22 protein-coding genes are annotated in these 20,678 nt (G+C 41.6%); 10 read left to right on the top strand and 12 right to left on the bottom strand.

The window, feature by feature from the left end; genetic code table 11:
* The first annotated feature begins 88 nt into the window (after nucleotides 1–88).
* Complete coding sequence (locus RR876_RS09505; RefSeq protein ID WP_332481906.1) at nucleotides 89–1,060, top strand: alpha/beta hydrolase; 972 nt, start codon at nucleotides 89–91, stop codon at nucleotides 1,058–1,060.
* A 28-nt stretch (nucleotides 1,061–1,088) separates the two neighbouring features.
* Here RR876_RS09505 and RR876_RS09500 read toward each other — a convergent pair whose 3' ends face one another.
* Nucleotides 1,089–2,264 carry a transcriptional regulator gene (locus RR876_RS09500; RefSeq protein ID WP_010326873.1) on the bottom strand — a complete coding sequence of 392 codons (1,176 nt, stop codon included), beginning with the start codon at nucleotides 2,262–2,264 and terminating at the stop codon, nucleotides 1,089–1,091.
* 198 nt (nucleotides 2,265–2,462) lie between these two features.
* Between RR876_RS09500 and RR876_RS09495 the strand changes: the two genes are divergently transcribed.
* The 4 genes from RR876_RS09495 to eutC all read left to right on the top strand — a co-directional run bounded on the left by RR876_RS09495 (nucleotide 2,463) and on the right by eutC (nucleotide 7,916).
* The gene (locus tag RR876_RS09495; protein WP_005401131.1) at nucleotides 2,463–3,974 is read left to right on the top strand and encodes an aldehyde dehydrogenase family protein; all 1,512 of its coding nucleotides are present in this window, start codon (nucleotides 2,463–2,465) and stop codon (nucleotides 3,972–3,974) included.
* A 265-nt stretch (nucleotides 3,975–4,239) separates the two neighbouring features.
* Nucleotides 4,240–5,685: an ethanolamine permease gene (gene eat / locus RR876_RS09490; RefSeq protein WP_332477390.1), complete on the top strand. Its 1,446-nt coding sequence runs from the start codon at nucleotides 4,240–4,242 to the stop codon at nucleotides 5,683–5,685.
* A 13-nt stretch (nucleotides 5,686–5,698) separates the two neighbouring features.
* Nucleotides 5,699–7,084: an ethanolamine ammonia-lyase subunit EutB gene (locus RR876_RS09485; protein ID WP_332477391.1), complete on the top strand. Its 1,386-nt coding sequence runs from the start codon at nucleotides 5,699–5,701 to the stop codon at nucleotides 7,082–7,084.
* Between the two features lie 10 nt (nucleotides 7,085–7,094).
* Nucleotides 7,095–7,916 carry an ethanolamine ammonia-lyase subunit EutC gene (gene eutC / locus RR876_RS09480; RefSeq protein ID WP_332477392.1) on the top strand — a complete coding sequence of 274 codons (822 nt, stop codon included), beginning with the start codon at nucleotides 7,095–7,097 and terminating at the stop codon, nucleotides 7,914–7,916.
* Between the two features lie 64 nt (nucleotides 7,917–7,980).
* On the opposite strand, the gene RR876_RS09475 is transcribed toward eutC, so the two are convergent.
* Both RR876_RS09475 and RR876_RS09470 read right to left on the bottom strand, forming a co-directional pair.
* A complete protein-coding gene (locus RR876_RS09475) occupies nucleotides 7,981–8,577 on the bottom strand; it encodes a 2-hydroxychromene-2-carboxylate isomerase (protein WP_332477393.1) in 597 nt (198 codons plus the stop codon).
* 11 nt (nucleotides 8,578–8,588) lie between these two features.
* Nucleotides 8,589–9,356 carry an SDR family oxidoreductase gene (locus RR876_RS09470; RefSeq protein WP_332477394.1) on the bottom strand — a complete coding sequence of 256 codons (768 nt, stop codon included), beginning with the start codon at nucleotides 9,354–9,356 and terminating at the stop codon, nucleotides 8,589–8,591.
* Between the two features lie 94 nt (nucleotides 9,357–9,450).
* Here RR876_RS09470 and RR876_RS09465 point away from each other — a divergent pair, with 94 nt between their 5' ends.
* The gene (locus tag RR876_RS09465) at nucleotides 9,451–10,014 is read left to right on the top strand and encodes a TetR/AcrR family transcriptional regulator (protein ID WP_332477395.1); all 564 of its coding nucleotides are present in this window, start codon (nucleotides 9,451–9,453) and stop codon (nucleotides 10,012–10,014) included.
* Nucleotides 10,015–10,128: 114 nt separating this feature from the next.
* On the top strand, nucleotides 10,129–10,833 hold the full coding sequence (locus tag RR876_RS09460) for a glutamine amidotransferase (protein ID WP_332477396.1): 705 nt from the start codon (nucleotides 10,129–10,131) through the stop codon (nucleotides 10,831–10,833).
* 100 nt (nucleotides 10,834–10,933) lie between these two features.
* Here the strand turns inward: RR876_RS09460 and RR876_RS09455 are convergent, their stop codons facing one another.
* The 4 genes from RR876_RS09455 to tkt form a co-directional block, all read right to left on the bottom strand.
* Nucleotides 10,934–11,530: a YceI family protein gene (locus tag RR876_RS09455; RefSeq protein WP_004696771.1), complete on the bottom strand. Its 597-nt coding sequence runs from the start codon at nucleotides 11,528–11,530 to the stop codon at nucleotides 10,934–10,936.
* A 123-nt stretch (nucleotides 11,531–11,653) separates the two neighbouring features.
* Nucleotides 11,654–12,103, bottom strand: coding sequence for a GNAT family N-acetyltransferase (locus RR876_RS09450; RefSeq protein ID WP_332477397.1), 450 nt, complete (start codon nucleotides 12,101–12,103; stop codon nucleotides 11,654–11,656).
* A 114-nt stretch (nucleotides 12,104–12,217) separates the two neighbouring features.
* Nucleotides 12,218–12,433, bottom strand: a complete 216-nt coding sequence (locus RR876_RS09445; protein WP_004696769.1) for a hypothetical protein — start codon at nucleotides 12,431–12,433, stop codon at nucleotides 12,218–12,220.
* A 115-nt stretch (nucleotides 12,434–12,548) separates the two neighbouring features.
* Nucleotides 12,549–14,537: a transketolase gene (tkt, locus tag RR876_RS09440; RefSeq protein WP_332477398.1), complete on the bottom strand. Its 1,989-nt coding sequence runs from the start codon at nucleotides 14,535–14,537 to the stop codon at nucleotides 12,549–12,551.
* Between the two features lie 720 nt (nucleotides 14,538–15,257).
* On the opposite strand from tkt, the gene metK reads away from it, so the two are divergent.
* Nucleotides 15,258–16,424 (top strand): methionine adenosyltransferase, encoded by a 1,167-nt coding sequence (gene metK / locus RR876_RS09435; RefSeq protein WP_332477399.1) that lies wholly within the window; start codon nucleotides 15,258–15,260, stop codon nucleotides 16,422–16,424.
* A gap of 97 nt (nucleotides 16,425–16,521) precedes the next feature.
* On the opposite strand, the gene RR876_RS09430 is transcribed toward metK, so the two are convergent.
* Nucleotides 16,522–16,767, bottom strand: coding sequence for a hypothetical protein (locus RR876_RS09430; protein ID WP_005401120.1), 246 nt, complete (start codon nucleotides 16,765–16,767; stop codon nucleotides 16,522–16,524).
* A 314-nt stretch (nucleotides 16,768–17,081) separates the two neighbouring features.
* Between RR876_RS09430 and RR876_RS09425 the strand changes: the two genes are divergently transcribed.
* A complete protein-coding gene (locus RR876_RS09425; protein ID WP_004984928.1) occupies nucleotides 17,082–17,294 on the top strand; it encodes a hypothetical protein in 213 nt (70 codons plus the stop codon).
* Here RR876_RS09425 and RR876_RS09420 read toward each other — a convergent pair.
* Together RR876_RS09420 and RR876_RS09415 are read right to left on the bottom strand one after the other, a co-directional pair.
* On the bottom strand, nucleotides 17,256–17,897 hold the full coding sequence (locus RR876_RS09420) for a LysE family transporter (RefSeq protein WP_332477400.1): 642 nt from the start codon (nucleotides 17,895–17,897) through the stop codon (nucleotides 17,256–17,258). The two genes, RR876_RS09425 and RR876_RS09420, sit on opposite strands and share 39 nt — an antisense overlap.
* Nucleotides 17,898–18,029: 132 nt before the next feature.
* A complete protein-coding gene (locus RR876_RS09415; RefSeq protein ID WP_224469015.1) occupies nucleotides 18,030–18,599 on the bottom strand; it encodes an FxsA family protein in 570 nt (189 codons plus the stop codon).
* 122 nt (nucleotides 18,600–18,721) lie between these two features.
* On the opposite strand from RR876_RS09415, the gene ruvC reads away from it, so the two are divergent.
* Nucleotides 18,722–19,267: a crossover junction endodeoxyribonuclease RuvC gene (ruvC, locus tag RR876_RS09410; RefSeq protein WP_004696760.1), complete on the top strand. Its 546-nt coding sequence runs from the start codon at nucleotides 18,722–18,724 to the stop codon at nucleotides 19,265–19,267.
* Nucleotides 19,268–19,270: 3 nt separating this feature from the next.
* Here the strand turns inward: ruvC and RR876_RS09405 are convergent, their stop codons facing one another.
* Together RR876_RS09405 and RR876_RS09400 are read right to left on the bottom strand one after the other, a co-directional pair.
* The gene (locus tag RR876_RS09405; protein WP_332477401.1) at nucleotides 19,271–19,597 is read right to left on the bottom strand and encodes a hypothetical protein; all 327 of its coding nucleotides are present in this window, start codon (nucleotides 19,595–19,597) and stop codon (nucleotides 19,271–19,273) included.
* A 74-nt stretch (nucleotides 19,598–19,671) separates the two neighbouring features.
* Nucleotides 19,672–20,298, bottom strand: coding sequence for a hypothetical protein (locus RR876_RS09400; protein WP_332477402.1), 627 nt, complete (start codon nucleotides 20,296–20,298; stop codon nucleotides 19,672–19,674).
* Nucleotides 20,299–20,678 lie beyond the last annotated feature (380 nt).

The following is a 20,678-nucleotide window of genomic DNA, read 5'->3' as shown; positions in this document are numbered from 1 at the left end:
TAAATTGTCTTTTTTTATTTGTGGTTGACAAAGTTTTGCACTTCATCAAGGATAAGAAAACTCATGACAATAACAACCAGAGCAAATTATGTCAGCAACTCAAACTCATTCTGCGTATACACCCGATGTCCTCGGCACAGGCTATGAACAATTAAAACTCAGTTTTCCAGACGATTATGAAGGTGCAGTCTGCGCAACCCTCGTGCGCAAAAAAGCCCCGCAAAATAATCAAAAAGCTGTGCTGTATATCCATGGCTTTATTGACTACTTTTTCCAAACCGAAATGGCTGAACAATTTAATCAGCATGGTTATGATTTTTATGCGCTCGATTTAAGAAAATATGGTCGTTCTCACTTGAGTCATCAAAAATATTACAACGTCCGTGATCTCAGTGAATACGATGCTGAAATTACCCAAGCCTTAGAGATCATTGGCAATGAAGGCCATACTGCGGTGCTACTCGCAGGACACTCTACGGGTGGCTTAATCACGACTTTATACGCTGCGCACAATCCTAAGCATCCGCTGATCAAAGCACTTTGGGCCAATAGCCCTTTTTATGATTTTAATATGCATCCCATTAAGCGCAAACTTGGCGTGCCGCAGCTCAGCCGACTCGCAAAGCATTTTCCTGACCTCAAGTTTCCAAGTGAGCTGAATAAATGGTATGTACCGAGCCTGCATCAAAACGAGCATGGTGAATGGAACTTTGATTTGGAGTGGAAACAACCAAGCTATTCTATGGTTCGAATCAGCTTTGTACGTGCAATCCATGAAGCACAGAAAGAAATTCATCGTGGTGGTTTGAAGCTCTCTGTCCCTGCACTCATCATGCATTCACATCAAACGCTCAACCCAAAAAAATGGGGCGTAGCCGCGCAAACCAGTGATGTGATTTTAGATGTTAAAGACATTGAAAAGCAGGCCAAAAATTTACAAGGTGACGTCAGTGTCGTGACCATTCACAATGGCTTACACGACTTAGTCCTCTCTGCACCTGAAGTTCGTGCTGAAGTTTATGCTGAGCTATTCCAGTGGCTCGAGCAAAAAATAACGTAATACACCTTTCCAACACAATTCATAATTTTTAAATTTTATATTTCTCGAGTAGCTGATGCGCAGGATGTCCATCCGGTGTCAGCTCAATGAGTCGCTCAACGGCATCAATTGCCTCTGGGTAACGTGCGACATGTTTAAACAACATATCGGTTTCATTGGCTTTAAAAATCGCACTGCTTAAACGTGACTCCAAACAATCGCGCCATGCACATAGAAATGGACTTTCTGTTTTAGGCAGTAAAACACCTGAACACAGCTTCAATGCAGTCTCGATATACGCAGCATCTAAGGCCTGCTCGGCTTGTAAAAAATCGGCCTCGATATGCGCCAAAATCCGATAGGGACGAGATCCCAACATACCGCCAAGCAAGTCACGCAGTTGCGACATTTCGGCCTTAAGTGTTCCCACACTCACCTTGCGCTCACCGTATAAAGCCTGATGCAATGTATCCAAAGTCATGCCCTGTGGGCACAGCGCCAAGATGGTCAAAATTTCAATTTGTCGCGGTGTGAGTACCATCACTTTGCCATTAAAATGTACTTGTGGCACACCAAAAGCACGGATATATAACTGTTGACGCTGATATTCTAACAGTGCCGTTTGGATGATAGATGCACAGCGCTCTGCTGCGAGTAGACCAAGGCTATTATGATTTTTCCATGTGGTGGATAAATCAATCACCCCTAGGACGTGTTTTGAGTAAGGGTCGATGATTGGTGCAGCATAACAGACCCAATCATGGATGGAGCTCATGTAGTGTTCATTTGAAAAGACACAACTGGACTGTTGCGTTTTTAAGGACAAGGCCAATGCATTGGTCCCCACCAATTCCTCTCGCCACTGCCCGCCTTCAACAAAATGTACACTTTCTGCCGCATTACGCATTTGTCTGCTGGACGCACTCCAAATAATGGTACTACCAATATCGCCTACAGCGACCACCATCGAAGACTGTTGTGCAATATGTCTTAGTTCATCTGCGCAGTAACTCAAAGCATGTTGTAGCGCTGAACCTTGTGACATAGAACCTTCAGAAATGGGCGCAGCAAAGCGATCTTTTGGAATTTCTGCGGAGTTAGAGCGCTGCCATGAACTTGCAATACTTTTTCCCAATTGTTCAGCTTGTACCGTCGAAATACTACTGCTGGTTCTAAGCTTTTCTATTTCTTGTCTTTTCTGTATTAAATGTTGCATTGCCATCATTCCTTATTCTCAAAACAATTCCTGATATACGTCCACTGTATTACGTGGTTGTAAACATTTGTCAAAGGCTTGTAAACCTCCTTCCTTCCAACCTTTTTCCAACCTTATATTAGTTATGCTACTTAAATATTGTACAGATGTACCTTATACCAAAGCTGTAGATGCTTTTAAAAAATCAATAAGCAAAGGAACTTCAATATGCGCTATGTAGACCCTAACCAATCTGGTTCTAAAGTAGAATTTAAAGCACAGTATGACAACTTTATTGGTGGCGAGTGGGTTGCCCCAGTAAAAGGTGAATACTTTGAAAATATCTCTCCTGTCGACGGTAAAGTTTTTACAAAAGTCCCTCGCTCATCTGTTGAAGACATCGAACTTGCACTTGATGCTGCGCATAAAGCCAAAGAACAATGGAACAAATCATCTCCTACGACACGTTCAAATTTACTCCTTAAAATTGCAGATCGTCTAGAACAAAATCTAGAAAAATTGGCTGTGGCTGAAACATGGGATAACGGTAAACCGATTCGTGAAACGCTCGCAGCGGACATTCCTTTAGCCATTGACCATTTCCGCTATTTCGCAGGTTGTATCCGTGCGCAAGAAGGCGGCATTTCTGAAATTGATGAAGATACCATTGCTTATCACTTCCACGAACCATTGGGCGTGGTAGGACAAATCATTCCATGGAACTTCCCAATTTTGATGGCGACATGGAAAATTGCTCCTGCACTTGCTGCGGGTAACTGTATTGTTTTAAAACCTGCTGAACAGACGCCTGCGAGTATTTTGGTTTTAATTGAACTCATTCAAGACTTGCTACCACCTGGTATTTTAAACATCGTCAACGGTTATGGTGTTGAAGTGGGTCGTCCACTCGCAACCAATCCACGTATTGCTAAAATTGCATTCACTGGCTCTACTGCTGTGGGTCAAATGATCATGCAATATGCCACTGAAAACGTGATTCCTGTGACTTTGGAATTAGGTGGTAAATCTCCAAACATCTTCTTTGAAGACATTATGGATCAGGACGATGAGTTCTTAGACAAAGCCCTTGAAGGTTTTGCCATGTTTGCACTTAACCAAGGTGAAATCTGTACGTGTCCATCACGCGCATTGGTTCAAGAAAGTATTGCAGATAAATTCCTTGAAATGGCAGTTGAACGTGTGAAACGCATTAAAACGGGTCACCCGCTCGATACAGAAACGATGATTGGTGCGCAAGCTTCACTTGAACAGCAAGAAAAAATCTTGGGTTGTATCGCAACAGGCCGTGGTGAAGGTGCGCAAGTACTAACAGGTGGTAGTGAGCGTAATGAAGTAGGTTCTGGTTTCTATATTGAACCAACTATCTTCAAAGGCACCAACGACATGAAAATTTTCCAAGAAGAAATTTTTGGGCCTGTGCTTTCAGTGGCAACATTCAAAGACTTTGACGATGCGATTAAAATTGCCAACGACACTATTTATGGTTTAGGCGCTGGTGTATGGTCACGTTCAGCACATACTTCTTACCGCGCAGGTCGTGCGATTCAAGCGGGTCGCGTTTGGACCAACTGTTACCACATCTACCCTGCACATGCCGCTTTCGGTGGTTATAAAAAGTCAGGGATTGGTCGTGAAAACCACAAAATGATGCTTGATCATTACCAACAAACTAAAAACCTACTTGTGAGCTATGCAACTAAGCCTATGGGCTTCTTCTAAGCACTTAGTTTATTCGCATACAGTTCTCTACGTGTTTAGGGTAATTCGTTACCCTGAACACTCTCACCATCAACCATCAACCATCAACCATCAACCATCAACCATCAACCATCAACCATCAACCATCAACCATCAACCATCAAAACAATAATTCAAAGCTGTGTCATATAAACATTAGACAGGACGTCTAGTCGCTTGGTACTGAAATTGCATAAATATTGCATCCATCAAGCCATCTATAAAAACTCAAGATATGGAGCTTCACATGACCGATTCTCCCATTAACAGCTCAACGACTCCGCTCTCTACTTCAACGGTAAGCACATCTGACGACTATTTTGAAAAAAGGCAACTGAAACAAGGTGCTGTAGGCTGGCTATTATTAGTTGGTTTAGGCGTGGCTTATGTCATTTCAGGCGACTTTGCTGGCTGGAACTTCGGTCTTGCTCAAGGTGGCTGGGGCGGTATGTTTATCGCAACGGTTGTCGTAGCCATCATGTACTTATGCATGTGCCTGTCGATGTCTGAAATGGCCACCATGCTGCCCACTGCGGGAGGCGGCTATAGCTTTGCGCGTACCGCATTTGGCCCATTTGGCGGCTATCTCACAGGCACGGCAATTTTAATTGAATATGCCATCGCCCCTGCGGCTATCGCATGCTTTATTGGTGCCTACTGCGAGTCCTTATTTGGTGTCGGTGGATGGATCATTTATCTAATCTGCTATCTGGTTTTTATGGGTATTCATCTTAAAGGTGCAGGTGAAGCCCTCAAGATCATGTTTGTCATTACCGCCATTGCAGCCGTAGCTCTTTTTGTCTTTATCATCGCAATGGCACCACATTTTAACAGCGCCAACTTATTTAACATTGCACCAACTGAAAATATCGGAGCAAGTAACTTCCTACCGATGGGTTATATCGGCATTTGGGCGGCGGTGCCCTATGCCATTTGGTTCTTTTTAGCGGTGGAAGGTGTACCACTGGCAGCAGAAGAAGCCAAAGATCCATCCAAATCTTTACCACGTGGTTTGATCGGTTCGATGCTGATTTTGGCCGCTTTTGCCCTACTTATTCTGTTCTTAGGTGCTGGTGCTGCTGGTGCAGAACAACTTAAAGAATCAGGCGCACCCTTAGTTGATGCACTGGTAGCCGTCTATGGTCAAAACAGCTGGTTAGGCAGTTTTGTCAATTTTGTCGGTCTAGCAGGTTTAATTGCGAGTTTCTTCTCCATCATTTATGCCTATTCACGTCAAATTTTCGCCTTATCACGTGCGGGGTATTTACCGACCTCGTTATCACTGACCAATAAAAACAAAGCGCCCTATTTAGCAATTATTATTCCCGGCATCATTGGTTTTTTATTGTCCCTAACAGGTGAAGGTGATCTGCTCATCCTGATGGCAGTATTTGGTGCGACCATTTCTTATGTCTTGATGATGCTTTCTCACATTAAACTGCGCATCAGCCGTCCAGAGTTACATCGCCCCTATAAAACTCCAGGTGGGATTTTCACCTCATCAATTGCTTTGGTTTTAGCCAGTATTGCTGTGATTGCTGGGTTTGTGGTGGATCCTAAAGTTTGGTTTATGGCCGCAGGCATCTATGTGCTATTTATTGCATACTTTATTTTCCATAGTCGCCATCGACTCGTTCAAGGTACGCCTGAAGAAGAATTTGAAAGTATTCGTAAGGCCGAACAAGACTTATAGAAGGATCTATGACATGGCTTATAAAACGTTGATTGGACATCAGCACTATGTGTTTAATGATTTAAAAACTTTAATGGCAAAAGCAACCCCGCTGCGCTCAGGTGATCAACTTGCAGGTGTTGCCGCGGAAAATGCCACGGAACGTGTTGCCGCACAAATGGCATTGGCCGATGTTCCATTGAAGCAGTTTTTAACTGAAGCGCTGATCGACTATGAACAGGATGAAATAACCCGCCTGATTATCGATGAGCACCGTAGTGATTTATTTGCACCAATTTCACATTTTACCGTTGGAGACTTTCGTAACTGGCTACTCAGTGAAGATGCAACTACGCAGAAATTACAACAACTTGCGCTCGGTTTAACCCCTGAAATGGTGGCTGCAGTGAGTAAAATTATGCGTAATCAAGACCTTATCTTGGTTGCGAGTAAATGTGAAGTCATCACCCAATTTCGCAACACCATTGGTTTAAAAGGTCATCTCTCGACCCGTTTACAACCGAATCATCCAACCGATGATCTCTTAGGGATATCGGCCAGTATTTTGGATGGCTTGATGTATGGCAATGGTGATGCTGTCATTGGGATTAACCCTGCAACCGATAACCTACAAAATTTATCGGAACTGCTCAAACTACTCGATCATGTAATCCAAGAGCATCACATTCCAACCCAGTCTTGTGTACTGACCCATATCAGTTCGGGGATTCAACTGGCTGAGAAAAATGTGCCGATTGATTTAATGTTTCAATCGATTGCAGGTACACAGCGCGCCAATGAAGGTTTCGGAATTAACCTTGAATTACTACGTGAAGGCTATGAAGCGACACTAGCTCTCAAGCGTGGGACTGTGGGACAAAATGTGATGTATTTTGAAACAGGTCAAGGCAGTGCCTTATCTAGTAATGCACATCACGGCGTAGATCAGCAAACCTTAGAAGTCCGTGCCTACGCTGTGGCTCGTAAGTTTAACCCACTGCTGGTAAATACTGTGGTTGGGTTTATTGGTCCAGAGTATTTATACAATGGCAAACAAATTATCCGTGCAGGCTTGGAAGACCATTTTTGTGGCAAGCTCCTAGGCTTACCTATGGGCTGTGACATTTGCTATACCAACCATGCCGATGCCGACCAAAACGACATGGATGTATTACTCACCCTATTCGGTGCGGCAGGTTTGAACTTTATTATGGGCATTCCAGGCTCAGATGACGTCATGCTGAACTATCAAACCACGTCATTTCATGATGCACTGTATTTAAGGCAACTTCTGGGCTTAAAAGCCGCACCTGAGTTTGATCTGTGGTTGGCTGAACAAGGCATCTTTAAACAACAGCAGCAGCATATTCTCTGGCCGGAACATATTCCGCCACAATTTGAAAAACTTCTACATATATAAGGAGCAGCTTATGTCACTTGTTCCTCTAGAAAACTATCAATCTGAACAGCATCAGGATGTTTGGGAAAACTTAAAGAAATTTACCGATGCACGTATTGCCATTGGTCGCGCTGGCTGTAGCATCCCGACCCATGAACTGCTTAAATTTCAACTGGCACATGCGGAAGCGCAAGATGCGGTACATCAAGCTTTAGATGTCGAACACTTAGTTGCGAGTTTTAATACACTAGGTTTAGATAGTCTAACGGTACACAGCCAAGCTGAAAACAAACAAGAATACTTAAAACGTCCCGACCTAGGTCGCCTGTTAAATCCAGCTTCACAACATGGCTTAGAAGTTTTTAAATCCAGTAACCCGCAAAACTATGATGTCTGTATTGTGATTGGTGATGGACTATCTGCACGGGCGATTGAAGAAAATGCTGTGCCTTTTATTCAGCATTTGATCTCTCATCTCCAAGCGGAACACTGGAGCATTGCACCGATGGTGATTGCAACGGGAAGCCGAGTCGCTTTGGGTGATCCAGTTGCAGAGTGCCTACACGCGACTATGCTCGTGATGCTAATTGGAGAAAGGCCTGGCCTAAGCTCACCGGATAGCATGGGAATTTACTATACATGGAAAGCAGCCTCAGGCACTTTGGATGCTAAACGGAACTGTATTTCAAATGTTCGACCTGCAGGCTTAAGTATCCCTGTTGCAGTACAACGGCTAATGTCTCTCATGCGTGGCTCTAAGAAACTCGGCTACTCAGGTGTAGACTTAAAGGATGAACATAAGATGGTCAGTCTAGACACGGAAACGGAACATACCCCTAAGCGTTTATTTTAAATTGAAGCAGATCAGCCGTAATTTTACGGTTGATCTTAAATGGTGTGTTCTTTTAACTTGTATTTTAGCTCGCTTTATTCAACGCTTGTTCTACAAAATGTAGGCGATCTTGGCCCCAATACATTTCATCACCCACAAAGAATGTCGGTGCACCGAAAAGGCCACGTTGAATCGCCTGTTCTGTTTCAGTAATCAGTTTTTGTTTCACCACATCCGACTGAACCATACTCATAATATCTTCTACAGAAAACCCACTCGGTTTTAACACTTCTGCCAAGACATTAGGTTCATTCAGATTTTGTGGTGTACCAAACATCGCATCGAATAAAAGTTTCAAAACTTGCTCGAACTTTTCTAGATGCAACAATTGAACGCCTGTCAAAATGCGCATTAGGGTTAAAGTGTTCATCGGGAAATGCGGATTCATTTGCATTGGAATATGGTAATACTCCGCCCAGCGTCGCATATCTAATATTGAATAAACCCCTTTGACAGGAATCTCTATCGGACTACGATTGCCTGTTGCTTTAAACACCCCGCCCAATAAAATAGGTTTATACACAATCTGAATCTCTTGCTGCTCTGCCATTTGCAGTAAACGATAGTAGGCCAAATAACTATATGGGCTGCCCAAATCAAAATAAAATTCTACGCTTTTCATGCTTTGTCCTTTTACCACGTTTCCATCCAAGGTCTTAAATCTAACTCATGCGTCCATGCATCGCGCGGTTGCTGCGACAAATGCCAATAATTTTCTGCAATATGCACGGGATTTAATATGCCATCCTGTTCTTTGCGTGCGTACATTTCAGGAAAAGTGTCTTTAATAAAGTCGGTATCAATTGCTCCATCTACCACCACGTGTGCCACATGAATATTTTTCGGGCCGAGCTCACGTGCCATACTTTGGGCTAAGGCACGCAGTGCATGTTTCGCCCCAGCAAAAGCGGCAAAGTTTGCTGCACCTCTTATGCCTGCGGTTGCACCCGTGAAAATAATGCTGCCGTGTTCACGCATGACCATACGCTTTGCCACTTCACGCCCTGTCAAAAATGCACCGAAACATGCCATCTCCCAAATTTTAAAATACTTACGTGCAGTTTCTTCTAAAATACTACATGGCACATTCGCTCCAATGTTAAACACTAAAACATCGATTTCACCAATATTGGCTTCAATTTCTTCGACCAAAGCGATGACTTGATCTTCTTTACGTGCATCAGACGCAAAGCCATATGCAAGGCCACCTTCAGCTTCTATCTCTGCAATTAAGGGCTGGAGTTTTTCGGCATTTCTTCGCGTCATGCAGGCGATGTATCCACCACGCGCAAAACGTTTCGCAATTTCACCCCCTGTAGCATCTCCTGCGCCAATCACTAACGCGACTTTCTTTTTAGCATCAGCCTTTTGCAACTGCTGTTCTGGCTGTAATCCATCCATAAATACACTCCCTTTATAAAATAACGATCGTTATCATAACGATCACTATGTTATAGTTTTCAGCATCAGTCAATTTTATTTTGATGAAACTCCTATGCGCTATAAAACAGGCTATAAAGAAGAAAAACGTCAAGAGCTACTTAAAATCAGTGCTCAACTGGCCAAGAAGCAAGGCTTTGCCAATACGGGCGTCGACGGTTTTATGAAAGCGGCTCAAATGACCAGTGGTGCTTTTTATTCGCATTTTTCATCGAAACATGAATTGTTTGAAGCACTGATCGAATCCGAGTTGCAACACAGCTTTCAAGCATGGCAAGCCAATCCGCATGACAACCTCGAAGATTGGATTGACTTCGAACTTGAACGCTATTTAGCGCTATCTCATGTGCAACGTCCAGATCAAGGTTGTGTTATTCCCTCTCTTGCAGCCGAGGTAGCACGTAGTAGTGGAACAACAAAACTGTGTTTTCAACAGGAAATGCTTCGTGGTCACGCACTCTTTACACAACATCTAGGCAGTGAAACACAAGCTTGGGCGGTACTGTGTCAACTGGTCGGTGCAATCGTCATGGCGCGCAGCATGGTGGATGAACATCTACAACGGGAAATTTTAAGCTCAAGTAAATGGATGATTAAAAACATGCTACAGCGCAAGTGAAAGCTTGGATTGAGTTCATAGTTTTTCTACATTTTTTCTGATTTATTGCCTTCAACTTCTGTGCATTTCCCTGTACATTTTTACACTTCTTTAACGCCTGTGAACGAGCCAGCTATGACGACACTACCCGATACGATTTACGCGATTCAGCATCTTGCTTTTGAAGATTTGGGCGCATGGGAAGATGTGTTATATCAATTGGGTTATCGGGTACGATATTTTGAAGCCGGCAAAGATGACTTAGCTAAAGCGTTAAACTACACAGGTCTAACCGTCATTTTAGGTGGCCCAATTGGGGTATATGAAATTGAAGACTACCCTTTCTTACAACACGAAATAGACTTACTTAAAGTTCGTTTAGAAAAAAACTTACCGACTGTAGGAATTTGCTTAGGCGCACAGTTGATTGCACATGCACTCGGTGCAAAAGTATATGCAGGTCATAGCAAAGAAATTGGCTGGAGTCAGTTACAGCTCAATACCGCTGAACATAACCCACTACAAGCACTGATAGGAACTGAAGTGCTACATTGGCATGGAGACACCTTTGAACTCCCTGCTCAAGCTGAACTGTTGGCCAGCTCAGAAGTTTACCCCAACCAAGCCTTTCGTGTAGGCAAAAATATTCTAGGCTTACAGTTCCATCCAGAAGTCGCAGCAGACGGTTTAGAAAAATGGCTAATCGGGCATACTGCTGAACTGCGTCAAGCGAACATCAATATTCCAGCATTGCGTGCAGACAACCAACGCTTTGCAGCTCAACTAGAGCATGTCTCTGGACAAGTTTTGGAAGCGTATTTAAAAGCACTGGTTTCATAATTCAGCCATAATCCGCTCAATGCGTCTATTACTCTAACTTTTAAGTTCACGGCAGCCACAAAAAAGCACCTCTATAAGGTGCTTTTTTGTTAGATGTCGCTTATTTTGCAGCAGCTTTAGGTTGTGGAACTGATGCTTCAGTGGTGATATTCACAGTGATTTTATCACCCACGTTTGGCACGTATGCGCCTACACCAAAAGCAGAACGGTCAAATGAAGTGGTTGCGTTGAAACCAATTGACTGTGCTTTAGTCATTGGGTGCTCACCTTGTTTATTCAACACTGCATCTAAAACGACAGGCTTTGTCACATTTTTAATGGTTAAATCACCTGTGATTTTGTATTTATTCGCGCCTACAGCCTGTACTTTTGTACTTTTAAAAGTGATGGTTGGATATTTTGCTGCATCAAAGAAATCAGCCGCTTGTAAGTGTTCATCTAAAGCTTTTACGTTGGTGTTTAAGCTAGATAAAGGAATCGTTACATTCACCGATGAATTTGCAGGTTTTGCATTGTCAACATTAATCACACCCTGAATGTCGCTGAAGTTTGCAGATGGCGTTGAAAAACCAAAGTGACTCCATGTGAAAACTGTTGCTGTATGTGTAGGGTCAATTTGATATGCCACAGGTTTCGCCATAGCAAATGTAGTCGCAGTTGCAACAGCCAAACCGATTGTTAAAGCTTTAAAGTTCATGTTTTTATCTCACATTGGAATACTGCTTAGTCTATAGAGTTCTACAACGAATACATCTATAAAGATAAAACGATATGTTGCAACTTTAGAACGATATAATTGTTTTTAAATGTAGCAACTTACCTACGCCCGATATTGAATGAAACCAGTCTTCTTCGCGACTTTATTATAAAGTTGCTGTGCGACCAAATTATCCTGATGGGTGAGCCAATAAACCCGATCACATGCACGCTTTTCGGTACGCATTTTGACGTGTTCGATTAAAGCTCTTGCAACCCCTAGCCCACGATAGTCCTCATGTGTAAATAGATCTTGTAAGTATGCGTAAGGCTTTAACGTCCAACAGCTATCATGCTCTATCACATGCACAATCCCTACAACCCGACCTGCTATAAGTGCAGCAAAACCATACATATGCTCACGCTTAGAATCAGTCAATTTATGCCATGTGTTTTCAGATATCTGCTGCAATAAATCAGCCTGATAAAATGCCTGATAAGCTTGCCATAATGTAGCCCAGATCGACTGATCGATTTCTGTCAGTGGCACAATTTGAATATTTGGTACTTCCATTTTGCTCTCAAAGTGATGTTTATTTTTGTAAGGCTTATATTTAAGCTGAAATCACTACAAAGAAAAAGCCTTATTGAATCGCTTCAATAAGGCTTCTTTTAGACATGACAACCATCATAGTTTTTCAATCAGAATCCGATCAATTAACTTCATACCTGTCTGTTTTTCATGGTTTTTACGACGGATCTTAATTTGCTTATCTTCTGCTAAATCTTGCAATAACAGTTCAACAGCAACCATCGCCTCCAAAGGTAGATCTGGTCCAATCCACTTCTGTTCGCCCGCATCCATCAATACAACTTCATCATGAATTTGATCGTACAAGCTCATATCATCACCTAAAATTTATGCAGCTACTTCAGCAGCAGCTTGCATATTATATACGCCATTCAAAATAAAAGACGCCCCTAAACTGGAGCGTCCTTCAAACAGTTAATTTTAAAAATTAAGCTGTCAATTCTTTTACCGCAGCAACAACTGCTTCAGTCGTAATACCGAAGTATTGGTATAAGTCTTTCGCAGGTGCAGATTCACCATAAGTCGTCATACCAATTACACGACCATCTAAACCTACAAACTTCCACCAGTAGTCTACGTGCGCTGCTTCAACAGCAACACGTGCACGAATGTTTGATGGAAGAACCGCTTCACGGTACGCTGCATCTTGCTTCACAAATTCTTCTGCACATGGCATAGACACGACACGCACACCGTCAAGTTGTGCGTGCGCTTCCATTGCTAAAGATACTTCAGAACCCGTCGCGATGATAATCGCTTTTAATTCGCCTTTTTCTTCAGCCAATACATAACCACCTTTCGCTACATTTGCAATTTGTGCATCTGTACGTGTTTGGAATGGTAGGTTTTGACGAGAGAAGATCAACGCAGACGGGCCTTCTGAACGTACAAGTGCAGATTTCCAAGACACCGCAGCTTCAACTGTGTCACATGGACGCCAAGTATTTAAGTTTGGTGTACCACGTAAAGAGGCAATTTGCTCTACAGGTTGATGCGTTGGACCATCTTCACCCAAACCAATTGAGTCATGTGTATATACATGGATTACACGTTGTTTCATGAGTGCAGACATACGTACTGCATTACGCGCATATTCCATAAACATAAGGAATGTTGCAACGTAAGGAATGAAACCGCCGTGAAGCGCAACACCATTTGCAATGGCAGTCATACCAAACTCACGTACGCCATAGTGTACGTAGTTACCTGCTGGATTGTCTTGAACGCCTTGGCAACCTTTCCAAAGTGTTAAGTTAGAGCCAGCCAAGTCCGCAGAACCACCTAATAATTCAGGCAATAATGGACCGAAAGCTTGCAATGTATTTTGGCTTGCTTTACGCGTAGCAATGGTTTCCGCTTTTGCATTGGTGTCAGCAATAAACGCATCTGCTTGAGCAAGGAATTCAGCTGGCAATTCACCTGAAAGGCGACGTTTCAATTCAGCTGCTTCAGTTGGATATTTTGCTGCATATTGAGCAAATAATTCATTCCAAGCTGCTTCAGAAGCCGTCCCTTTTGCTTTTGCATCCCATGCTGCATAAACATCAGCAGGAATTTCAAATGGGCCTTCAGTCCAGCCCAATGCTTCACGTGTTAATGCGATTTCGTCATTACCTAGCGGCGCACCGTGGCAGTCTTCTTTACCTTGCTTATTTGGTGAACCTAGACCAATAATCGTTTTACAGATAATGATCGTTGGTTTTTTCGTTTCAGCTTTTGCTTGCAAAGTTGCAGCACGTAATGCATCTGCATCATGACCATCAGCTTTAAGTACTTGCCAACCGTAAGCCAAGAAACGTTGCTCCGTATCGTCAGAGAACCAACCTTCTACTTCACCATCGATCGAAATACCGTTGTCGTCATAGTAAGCAATCAGTTTACCCAGACCTAGTGTGCCTGCAAGTGAACATGCTTCGTGAGAAACACCTTCCATTAAACAGCCATCACCTAGGAAACAGTAAGTGAAATGGTCAACAACGCTCATCTCATCTTTGTTGAACTGCGCTGCTAAAGTTTTTTCAGCTAGAGCAAAACCAACTGCATTTGCAATCCCCTGACCAAGCGGGCCAGTCGTAGTTTCAATACCTGGTGCATAACCTAATTCTGGGTGACCTGGCGTTTTAGAGTGCAGTTGACGGAATGCTTTTAAATCTTCAATTGATAAATCATAGCCCGTAAGGTGCAATAACGCATATTGCAGCATAGAGCCATGACCATTTGATAGTACAAAACGGTCACGGTTCGCCCATTGAGGGTTAGTCGGGTTATGGTTAAAAAACTCACGCCATACCACATCAGCGATATCAGCCATCCCCATTGGCGCACCTGGATGTCCAGAGTTTGCTTTTTGCACAGCATCCATTGCCAATACACGAATTGCGTTTGCAATACGACGTTCGTTAAGCGGGGTTGTCATAGGTCAGAGTCCAAACAAATGATTTAAAGAGTAAGATGAATAGAATTCAAAGATAGGTGTATTGTCTTAAAAAAAGAGGAATGGGTAAAGCCTAATGGACAATATTTCGCTATTTATTCATCATCAATGTCTAATAAATACGGGCATTGCCTAAAATCACAACAATTTCACTCAGAAATATCTCTCTAGCTTTTCTCCGGATCAAATTCTACACGATAGAATCATCAACTTTTAAAAACAAAGCTCGGCCACCCTATTCACTAATCAGAACAAACCGTTATCCTTGAGTATCAAACACATCACAAGATACATTTGTATTTTTTACATACAATTAAACATTCATAGTGAATTTTATTCACTTTTTTAAATTATTCATGAATTACTACAGATTATCGATTATTTTCTGATGCTTATTTTGAGCATTTTTTATTTACCAACTAAACACCCAAGCCAAAAAAAACTCAATCAAACTATTGTTTTACAATTAGATATAACCAAAGCAAAACACCTCATAATAGGTACCTGTATACTTTGAAGCAAAACCCGTTATTTTGTCATTTCGAACTAAAAATAAACGCTATATCAATTTTTTAGATGCTTATATCAGATAAAAAGTCGTTGAATTGAAATAAATTCAGTCATTTTGGTCGTGTAGAACTGGCTCAAACGGCTAAGTCGATGTACCATATTGCGTCTTTTAAATTAACTGTGATAGGACTTATGCGCGAGTACGCTGTATTTACCTCGGAATCTGTAAGCGAAGGCCATCCAGATAAAATGGCTGACCAAATCAGTGATGCTATCTTGGATGCGATCTTAAAAGAAGACCCATATGCGCGGGTTGCTTGTGAAACGCTTGTAAAAACGGGTGCGGTAGTACTTGCAGGTGAAATCACAACAACTGCAAATGTTGACTTCGAAGCGATTGTTCGTCAAACCGTAAATGGCATTGGATACCACCATTCTGACCTTGGTTTTGATGGTTCAACATGTGCCGTGATCAATATGATTGGTAAACAGTCACCAGAGATTGCTCAAGGTGTTGACCGTCAAAAGCCTGAAGATCAAGGCGCGGGTGACCAAGGTTTAATGTTTGGTTATGCAAGCCGTGAAACTGACGTGCTTATGCCTGCTCCAATTTCATATGCACACCGTTTAATGGAAAAGCAAGCTGAACTACGTCGTAGTGGCGCTTTACCATGGTTACGCCCAGATGCAAAAAGCCAAGTGACTTTTGCCTATGAAAATGGCATGCCTGTTCGTTTAGACGCAGTCGTATTATCTACCCAGCACGATCCTGAAATTTCTCAAAACAACTTAAAAGAAGCTGTGATTGAAGAAATCGTGAAAAAAGTGATCCCTGCTGAAATGTTCCATGCAGACACCAAATTCCACATCAACCCAACAGGGATGTTTGTGATTGGTGGTCCAGTGGGCGACTGTGGTTTAACAGGTCGTAAAATCATCGTAGACACCTACGGTGGTATGGCTCGTCACGGTGGTGGTGCGTTCTCTGGTAAAGATCCATCTAAAGTTGACCGTTCTGCTGCTTACGCAGGTCGTTATGTTGCGAAAAACATCGTAGCGGCGGGTCTTGCAGACAAATGTGAAATTCAAGTGTCTTATGCCATTGGTGTGGCTGAGCCAACGTCTATTTCAATCAATACCTTCAATACAGCAAAAGTATCTGAAGAGCTGATCATTGCATTAGTCCGTGAACACTTCGACTTACGCCCATACGGTATCACTCGTATGCTTGACCTCATTCAACCGATGTATAAGCAAACTGCTGCTTATGGTCACTTCGGTCGTGAAGGTTCAGATACTGCATTTACTTGGGAAAAAACAGACAAAGTGGAAGCGCTTAAAGCTTCAGCTGGTCTATAAGTTTGATCCAAAAAGAAACCCGCTTAATGCGGGTTTTTTTTTATTTTAACTGATGAAAAATAGCCCATCAGTTCAGTCGTGAAGTCATTGAACCTCACTACTTAGGTTTGTTGTCATGATTGAGCACATCAAAGAGCGAAGTCACGGCAGCAGGTTCGCTGTTGCGGTCGGCCAAATAGACTTGTACAGATTTAACGATAATCGCTGCAGCAAGACATGCAACAATACAGAAAATCCAAAATCCAAAAGGACTTCGAATATTATGTGATCCACAGTTTGGACAGTCTTTATCTGTTGATGCGACAACTGTTTCACAACATGCGCAGTGGTATTGATAGAGCATCGCTTTACCCCCTTGTTTTTGTCCTTTCTTGTTTTTATTGTCCATCACCCTGCCTCACAGAATGTTAGATTCATTTATCTTATGTGAGTATTTGTTGAGACTCAAGCGCCATCCACCTGAAGTGATGTCAGCAACGGCTTACAATGAAAGATTAATCAATTGATTTAACGCATATTCCTGTTTATAACACCGAATCATGACAATTTCATTTTGTAACATAATAGTTTTTGACGTATTCCGTCATATTTGCTCAAAACCCTTTAGTTTTCTCGCGATTGTTTATTAAAATAAGATGCAACGATGAGGAAGAAAGAATGGTTCAGTTGATTAAAAAAGGCGGTTTACGCGAACGTGCCAACCGCAGTCGTAGTTATAAGGGCTCAGAAAATACCGAAGCGACGTTGCAGCCCAACCGCTATGCGCAAAGTAAAAAAGATGAAGTGTCTATCTTGGAACAGGCTCCATCATCTAAAGAGCTTAAAAATGACTTAGATGTAGATTGCGAGAGCATCGTACCAAAGCCATAAAGCAAAAATCAGGAATAATCCACCAGAAAAAATGTCGATATAACTTCCTGAACGTTGATATGCCGCTTTAATTTTAGGTAATGATAAAAGCAGCATCAGCAGTGCAAAAGTCATAAAAGTTTGGATTGGAATAATGACCGCAAGTTGCATTTTTAAATAGGGACTTGCGCTAGAACTCAGTGCCAATGAAAACACACTACTGAAATAAATCAGCGTTTTCGGGTTAGACAAGTTAGTCAGCAAACCTGACATGAAATAATGGTTTGCCTTTGGTGGAGGCAGTTTTTGACCATCATCTAGCAAGGCTTCTTGCTGCATTGTGCTAAGGCCTGCTTTCAACATAAGCCAACCCATACGTGCAAGGAACACCCCACCAATCACCATCAATACTTGTTGAATCCATGGCATTTTGTCGATGAGTACAGTAAAACCTAACAAGGTTAAAACCACCCAAACGACGATGCCAACGGAAATACCTAAAATAGTTTTTAAAGTGTTTTTTTGTGTGGTCGAAGCTGAACTTTTGGCAATCAGCAAAACGTCAGGACCAGGACTTAGCTGCGCAACAAAATGCAATGCGCAAATCGTGAAAAGCAATGACATAAAAAAGCGGCATAAATTTTAAAAAATAATTATATCGTTTGTTATATTTATTTTAAATCATAAGCACTTAAAACATTTTCATAAAGATAAAAAAAGCCGAGTTAGAACTCAGCTTTAAAATTAGGTATGAAATTATTTATTCACATCTTTCATTTCAATTTTTTTCGCATCTGGCGTGACTTCTCGTGCTTCGCCATCAATAATACTCGAGTCACGATAAGCTGAACCACCCTGCTGTTGCTGCATTTCTTGCATCTGACGCATGATGTCTGCAAATGGGTTTTGACCTTGAGCTCCACCACCCATGCCATTCATATCTCCCATCATTTTTTCCATCATCGCTTGCTGACGTTTCATCATCACGTTCATCAGTGCACCTGTCATGGCTTTTTGCACCGCAGGAATAAGCAATAACACGGCAACCACGTCTGTTACCAAACCAGGAATCAATAAAAGAAAACCTGCAATAATTTTTGGCAGATTGTTTGTTAATGCAGGATCTGCACCCATTTGGCCCGCTTGCATTTGCTGCATTTGTGGCATTAAACCTGCTGAATACTTACGAATCAGGCTCATACCAATAAAGAAAGCTGCAATAAACCAGAAGAACACGTACCACATGCTACCAACGAGGTCGCCCACGCCAATCCATACGAAGACTTCGAGAATGACACCAGCTAATATAAAAAGAAATAATTTCATGAAAATTAATCTAATCTCAACAAAATGAATAAGGTGCAAGAATCAAGTGCTCAATCTACATCAAGCTTTTTTGATACGCTTATGTAACAATATGGGCATATTATTTTTTTTAAAGGGCAAGCATGTCATTAATTATTGGTATTGACCCCGGTTCTCGCCTTACAGGCTACGGTATTATTCAAAAAGAAGGTCAAAAACTAATTTTTGTCGATGCTGGCACCATTCGTACCGAAGCTGCTGATATGCCTGAACGGCTAAAACGTATTTTTGCAGGTATCGATCGTATTGTAAAATTTCATGGCCCAACCGAAGCTGCAGTTGAGCAAGTGTTTATGGCACAAAACCCTGACTCCGCACTGAAGCTGGGGCAAGCACGCGGGGCTGCTATTGCTGCACTGGTAAACCTTGACCTACAAGTCGCAGAATACACGGCACGTCAGATTAAACAGTCGGTAGTCGGTTATGGTGCTGCGGACAAAGAACAAGTACAAATGATGGTGATGAAACTCCTAAACCTAAGCATCAAACCACAGCAAGATGCCGCCGATGCTCTCGCTGCTGCCATCTGTCATGCGCATGCTTCAGGCAGTATGACCAAGCTTGCTGTACTCAATGCTCTAGGCGGTATGGCACGCGGACGCAGCCGTAGTAGCTCTCGTCGACGCTAAGTATTAAGTGACATAGTCTTTAAAGTCTTTACGCATTTCACGTACTGATGGTGCTTTAGGATAGGTTGCTATCAGCATTCTTCCTGAAACGCGTAAATTTTTCTTTTGGGCAGGATCGATACGTATAAAGACCAATTCTTCTGGCTCATTGCGATGGTTGATCTCACAAATCATAATGGTGTAGTTTTTTTCAATCACATTATAACGACTAAATGCCTGCTGTACGATTTGCTTAAAATTTTTCTGTCCACCTGCTGGTGCAAGTTGAGTATAAATCACCAACAGTATGCATGCACCAACCACCAAGGCCACCAGTAAGTATTTATCCATTCTTCCTCCTCTTTAATTAATAATTATCATCAATATATAACGATTTGATTTTTCCATTCATTAAGATAAATAAATTAATTCGGATGAATAAACTCATTCTTATTTATTCTTTCAGGTGTATAACCATTTGGAGCATTTAGAACTATTCCAGTTCCATGAATTGTATAACCATTTTCATGGTCATTACGGTAGACCCGATGTTGAGTATTACTTCTATAAAATTGAGTTGAGTATCCCCATAACCGCTCTAAGCCTTGCCATTCGCCATCTCCTGTTGCATATTCAATTATATACTCGCCTAGAGGCACCTTCATTTCTGTATTGCTAAATTTTGGAAGTTGAATGACTGCTTGTAGATTATTCGTAAACTTATCTCTTACCAAAAATACAGCATCTTTGTCACTTGTTTGGAATTGTAAAGTGCCTTTTTGAGCACCATCACTAGGAAACTTGATCATAATATTTTTTTCAAACGGTTGTGCATATTGAGTCTCAGATTCCTTTCTTTTTTGATCAAATATTTGAACCTCTTTCAATCCATTAATTGTTTCTTTTCCAGAATCTTGATTTATATAATTTTGTTTCGAATAATTTATAAGATTCTTCTCATCATTTTTATAGAAAAATATAGCCAAGATAATAATCGCAATAAACAATCCGCCAAACTGATTTAGCAAATTGTTTTTATTATTCTTTTTCACTTCAGCCCCTTCAATAATCAAGCAAAAAAAATTTAGTTAAGTGTATATTTTATAAAATAATATTAAAAGTCATAGATCTTATTTCTTGTCAAAATAATTAAATTAACAGCTCCATCATTTCGCATTTAACCAAGCTTTACCAAACACCCATAAATGATAGGTGAAGATAATTCAGTAGCTGAAAAAATTTCATAACTAAAATACCAAGAGTACCAATCTATAGCTTTAATACCTAATCGACTCATGACCAAACCCTTGGAGTTTATTCATAAAACTCTTCTTGTATGGTGTATTTCATTAATCTTTTATCCAAAATTTAAGGTCTTGTAAAAAAGCCCATCAAATGAGATGGGCTTTTTTACAACTAGATTAATCTATAC

The sequence above is a fragment of the Acinetobacter sp. genome, assembly GCF_036666595.1.
In the GTDB taxonomy this organism is placed as follows: domain Bacteria; phylum Pseudomonadota; class Gammaproteobacteria; order Pseudomonadales; family Moraxellaceae; genus Acinetobacter.
The sequence above is the reverse complement of the archived record's forward strand: the minus strand, read 5'-3'. Positions and strand labels throughout refer to the sequence as shown.

Coding starts and splice junctions, on each gene's coding strand:
- RR876_RS09505 (WP_332481906.1), top strand. CDS start 89: ATGTCAGCAACTCAAACTCATTCTGCGTATACACCCGATGTCCTCGGC.
- RR876_RS09500 (WP_010326873.1), bottom strand. CDS start 2,264: ATGATGGCAATGCAACATTTAATACAGAAAAGACAAGAAATAGAAAAG.
- RR876_RS09495 (WP_005401131.1), top strand. CDS start 2,463: ATGCGCTATGTAGACCCTAACCAATCTGGTTCTAAAGTAGAATTTAAA.
- eat (WP_332477390.1), top strand. CDS start 4,240: ATGACCGATTCTCCCATTAACAGCTCAACGACTCCGCTCTCTACTTCA.
- RR876_RS09485 (WP_332477391.1), top strand. CDS start 5,699: ATGGCTTATAAAACGTTGATTGGACATCAGCACTATGTGTTTAATGAT.
- eutC (WP_332477392.1), top strand. CDS start 7,095: ATGTCACTTGTTCCTCTAGAAAACTATCAATCTGAACAGCATCAGGAT.
- RR876_RS09475 (WP_332477393.1), bottom strand. CDS start 8,577: ATGAAAAGCGTAGAATTTTATTTTGATTTGGGCAGCCCATATAGTTAT.
- RR876_RS09470 (WP_332477394.1), bottom strand. CDS start 9,356: ATGGATGGATTACAGCCAGAACAGCAGTTGCAAAAGGCTGATGCTAAA.
- RR876_RS09465 (WP_332477395.1), top strand. CDS start 9,451: ATGCGCTATAAAACAGGCTATAAAGAAGAAAAACGTCAAGAGCTACTT.
- RR876_RS09460 (WP_332477396.1), top strand. CDS start 10,129: ATGACGACACTACCCGATACGATTTACGCGATTCAGCATCTTGCTTTT.
- RR876_RS09455 (WP_004696771.1), bottom strand. CDS start 11,530: ATGAACTTTAAAGCTTTAACAATCGGTTTGGCTGTTGCAACTGCGACT.
- RR876_RS09450 (WP_332477397.1), bottom strand. CDS start 12,103: ATGGAAGTACCAAATATTCAAATTGTGCCACTGACAGAAATCGATCAG.
- RR876_RS09445 (WP_004696769.1), bottom strand. CDS start 12,433: ATGAGCTTGTACGATCAAATTCATGATGAAGTTGTATTGATGGATGCG.
- tkt (WP_332477398.1), bottom strand. CDS start 14,537: ATGACAACCCCGCTTAACGAACGTCGTATTGCAAACGCAATTCGTGTA.
- metK (WP_332477399.1), top strand. CDS start 15,258: ATGCGCGAGTACGCTGTATTTACCTCGGAATCTGTAAGCGAAGGCCAT.
- RR876_RS09430 (WP_005401120.1), bottom strand. CDS start 16,767: ATGCTCTATCAATACCACTGCGCATGTTGTGAAACAGTTGTCGCATCA.
- RR876_RS09425 (WP_004984928.1), top strand. CDS start 17,082: ATGGTTCAGTTGATTAAAAAAGGCGGTTTACGCGAACGTGCCAACCGC.
- RR876_RS09420 (WP_332477400.1), bottom strand. CDS start 17,897: ATGTCATTGCTTTTCACGATTTGCGCATTGCATTTTGTTGCGCAGCTA.
- RR876_RS09415 (WP_224469015.1), bottom strand. CDS start 18,599: ATGAAATTATTTCTTTTTATATTAGCTGGTGTCATTCTCGAAGTCTTC.
- ruvC (WP_004696760.1), top strand. CDS start 18,722: ATGTCATTAATTATTGGTATTGACCCCGGTTCTCGCCTTACAGGCTAC.
- RR876_RS09405 (WP_332477401.1), bottom strand. CDS start 19,597: ATGGATAAATACTTACTGGTGGCCTTGGTGGTTGGTGCATGCATACTG.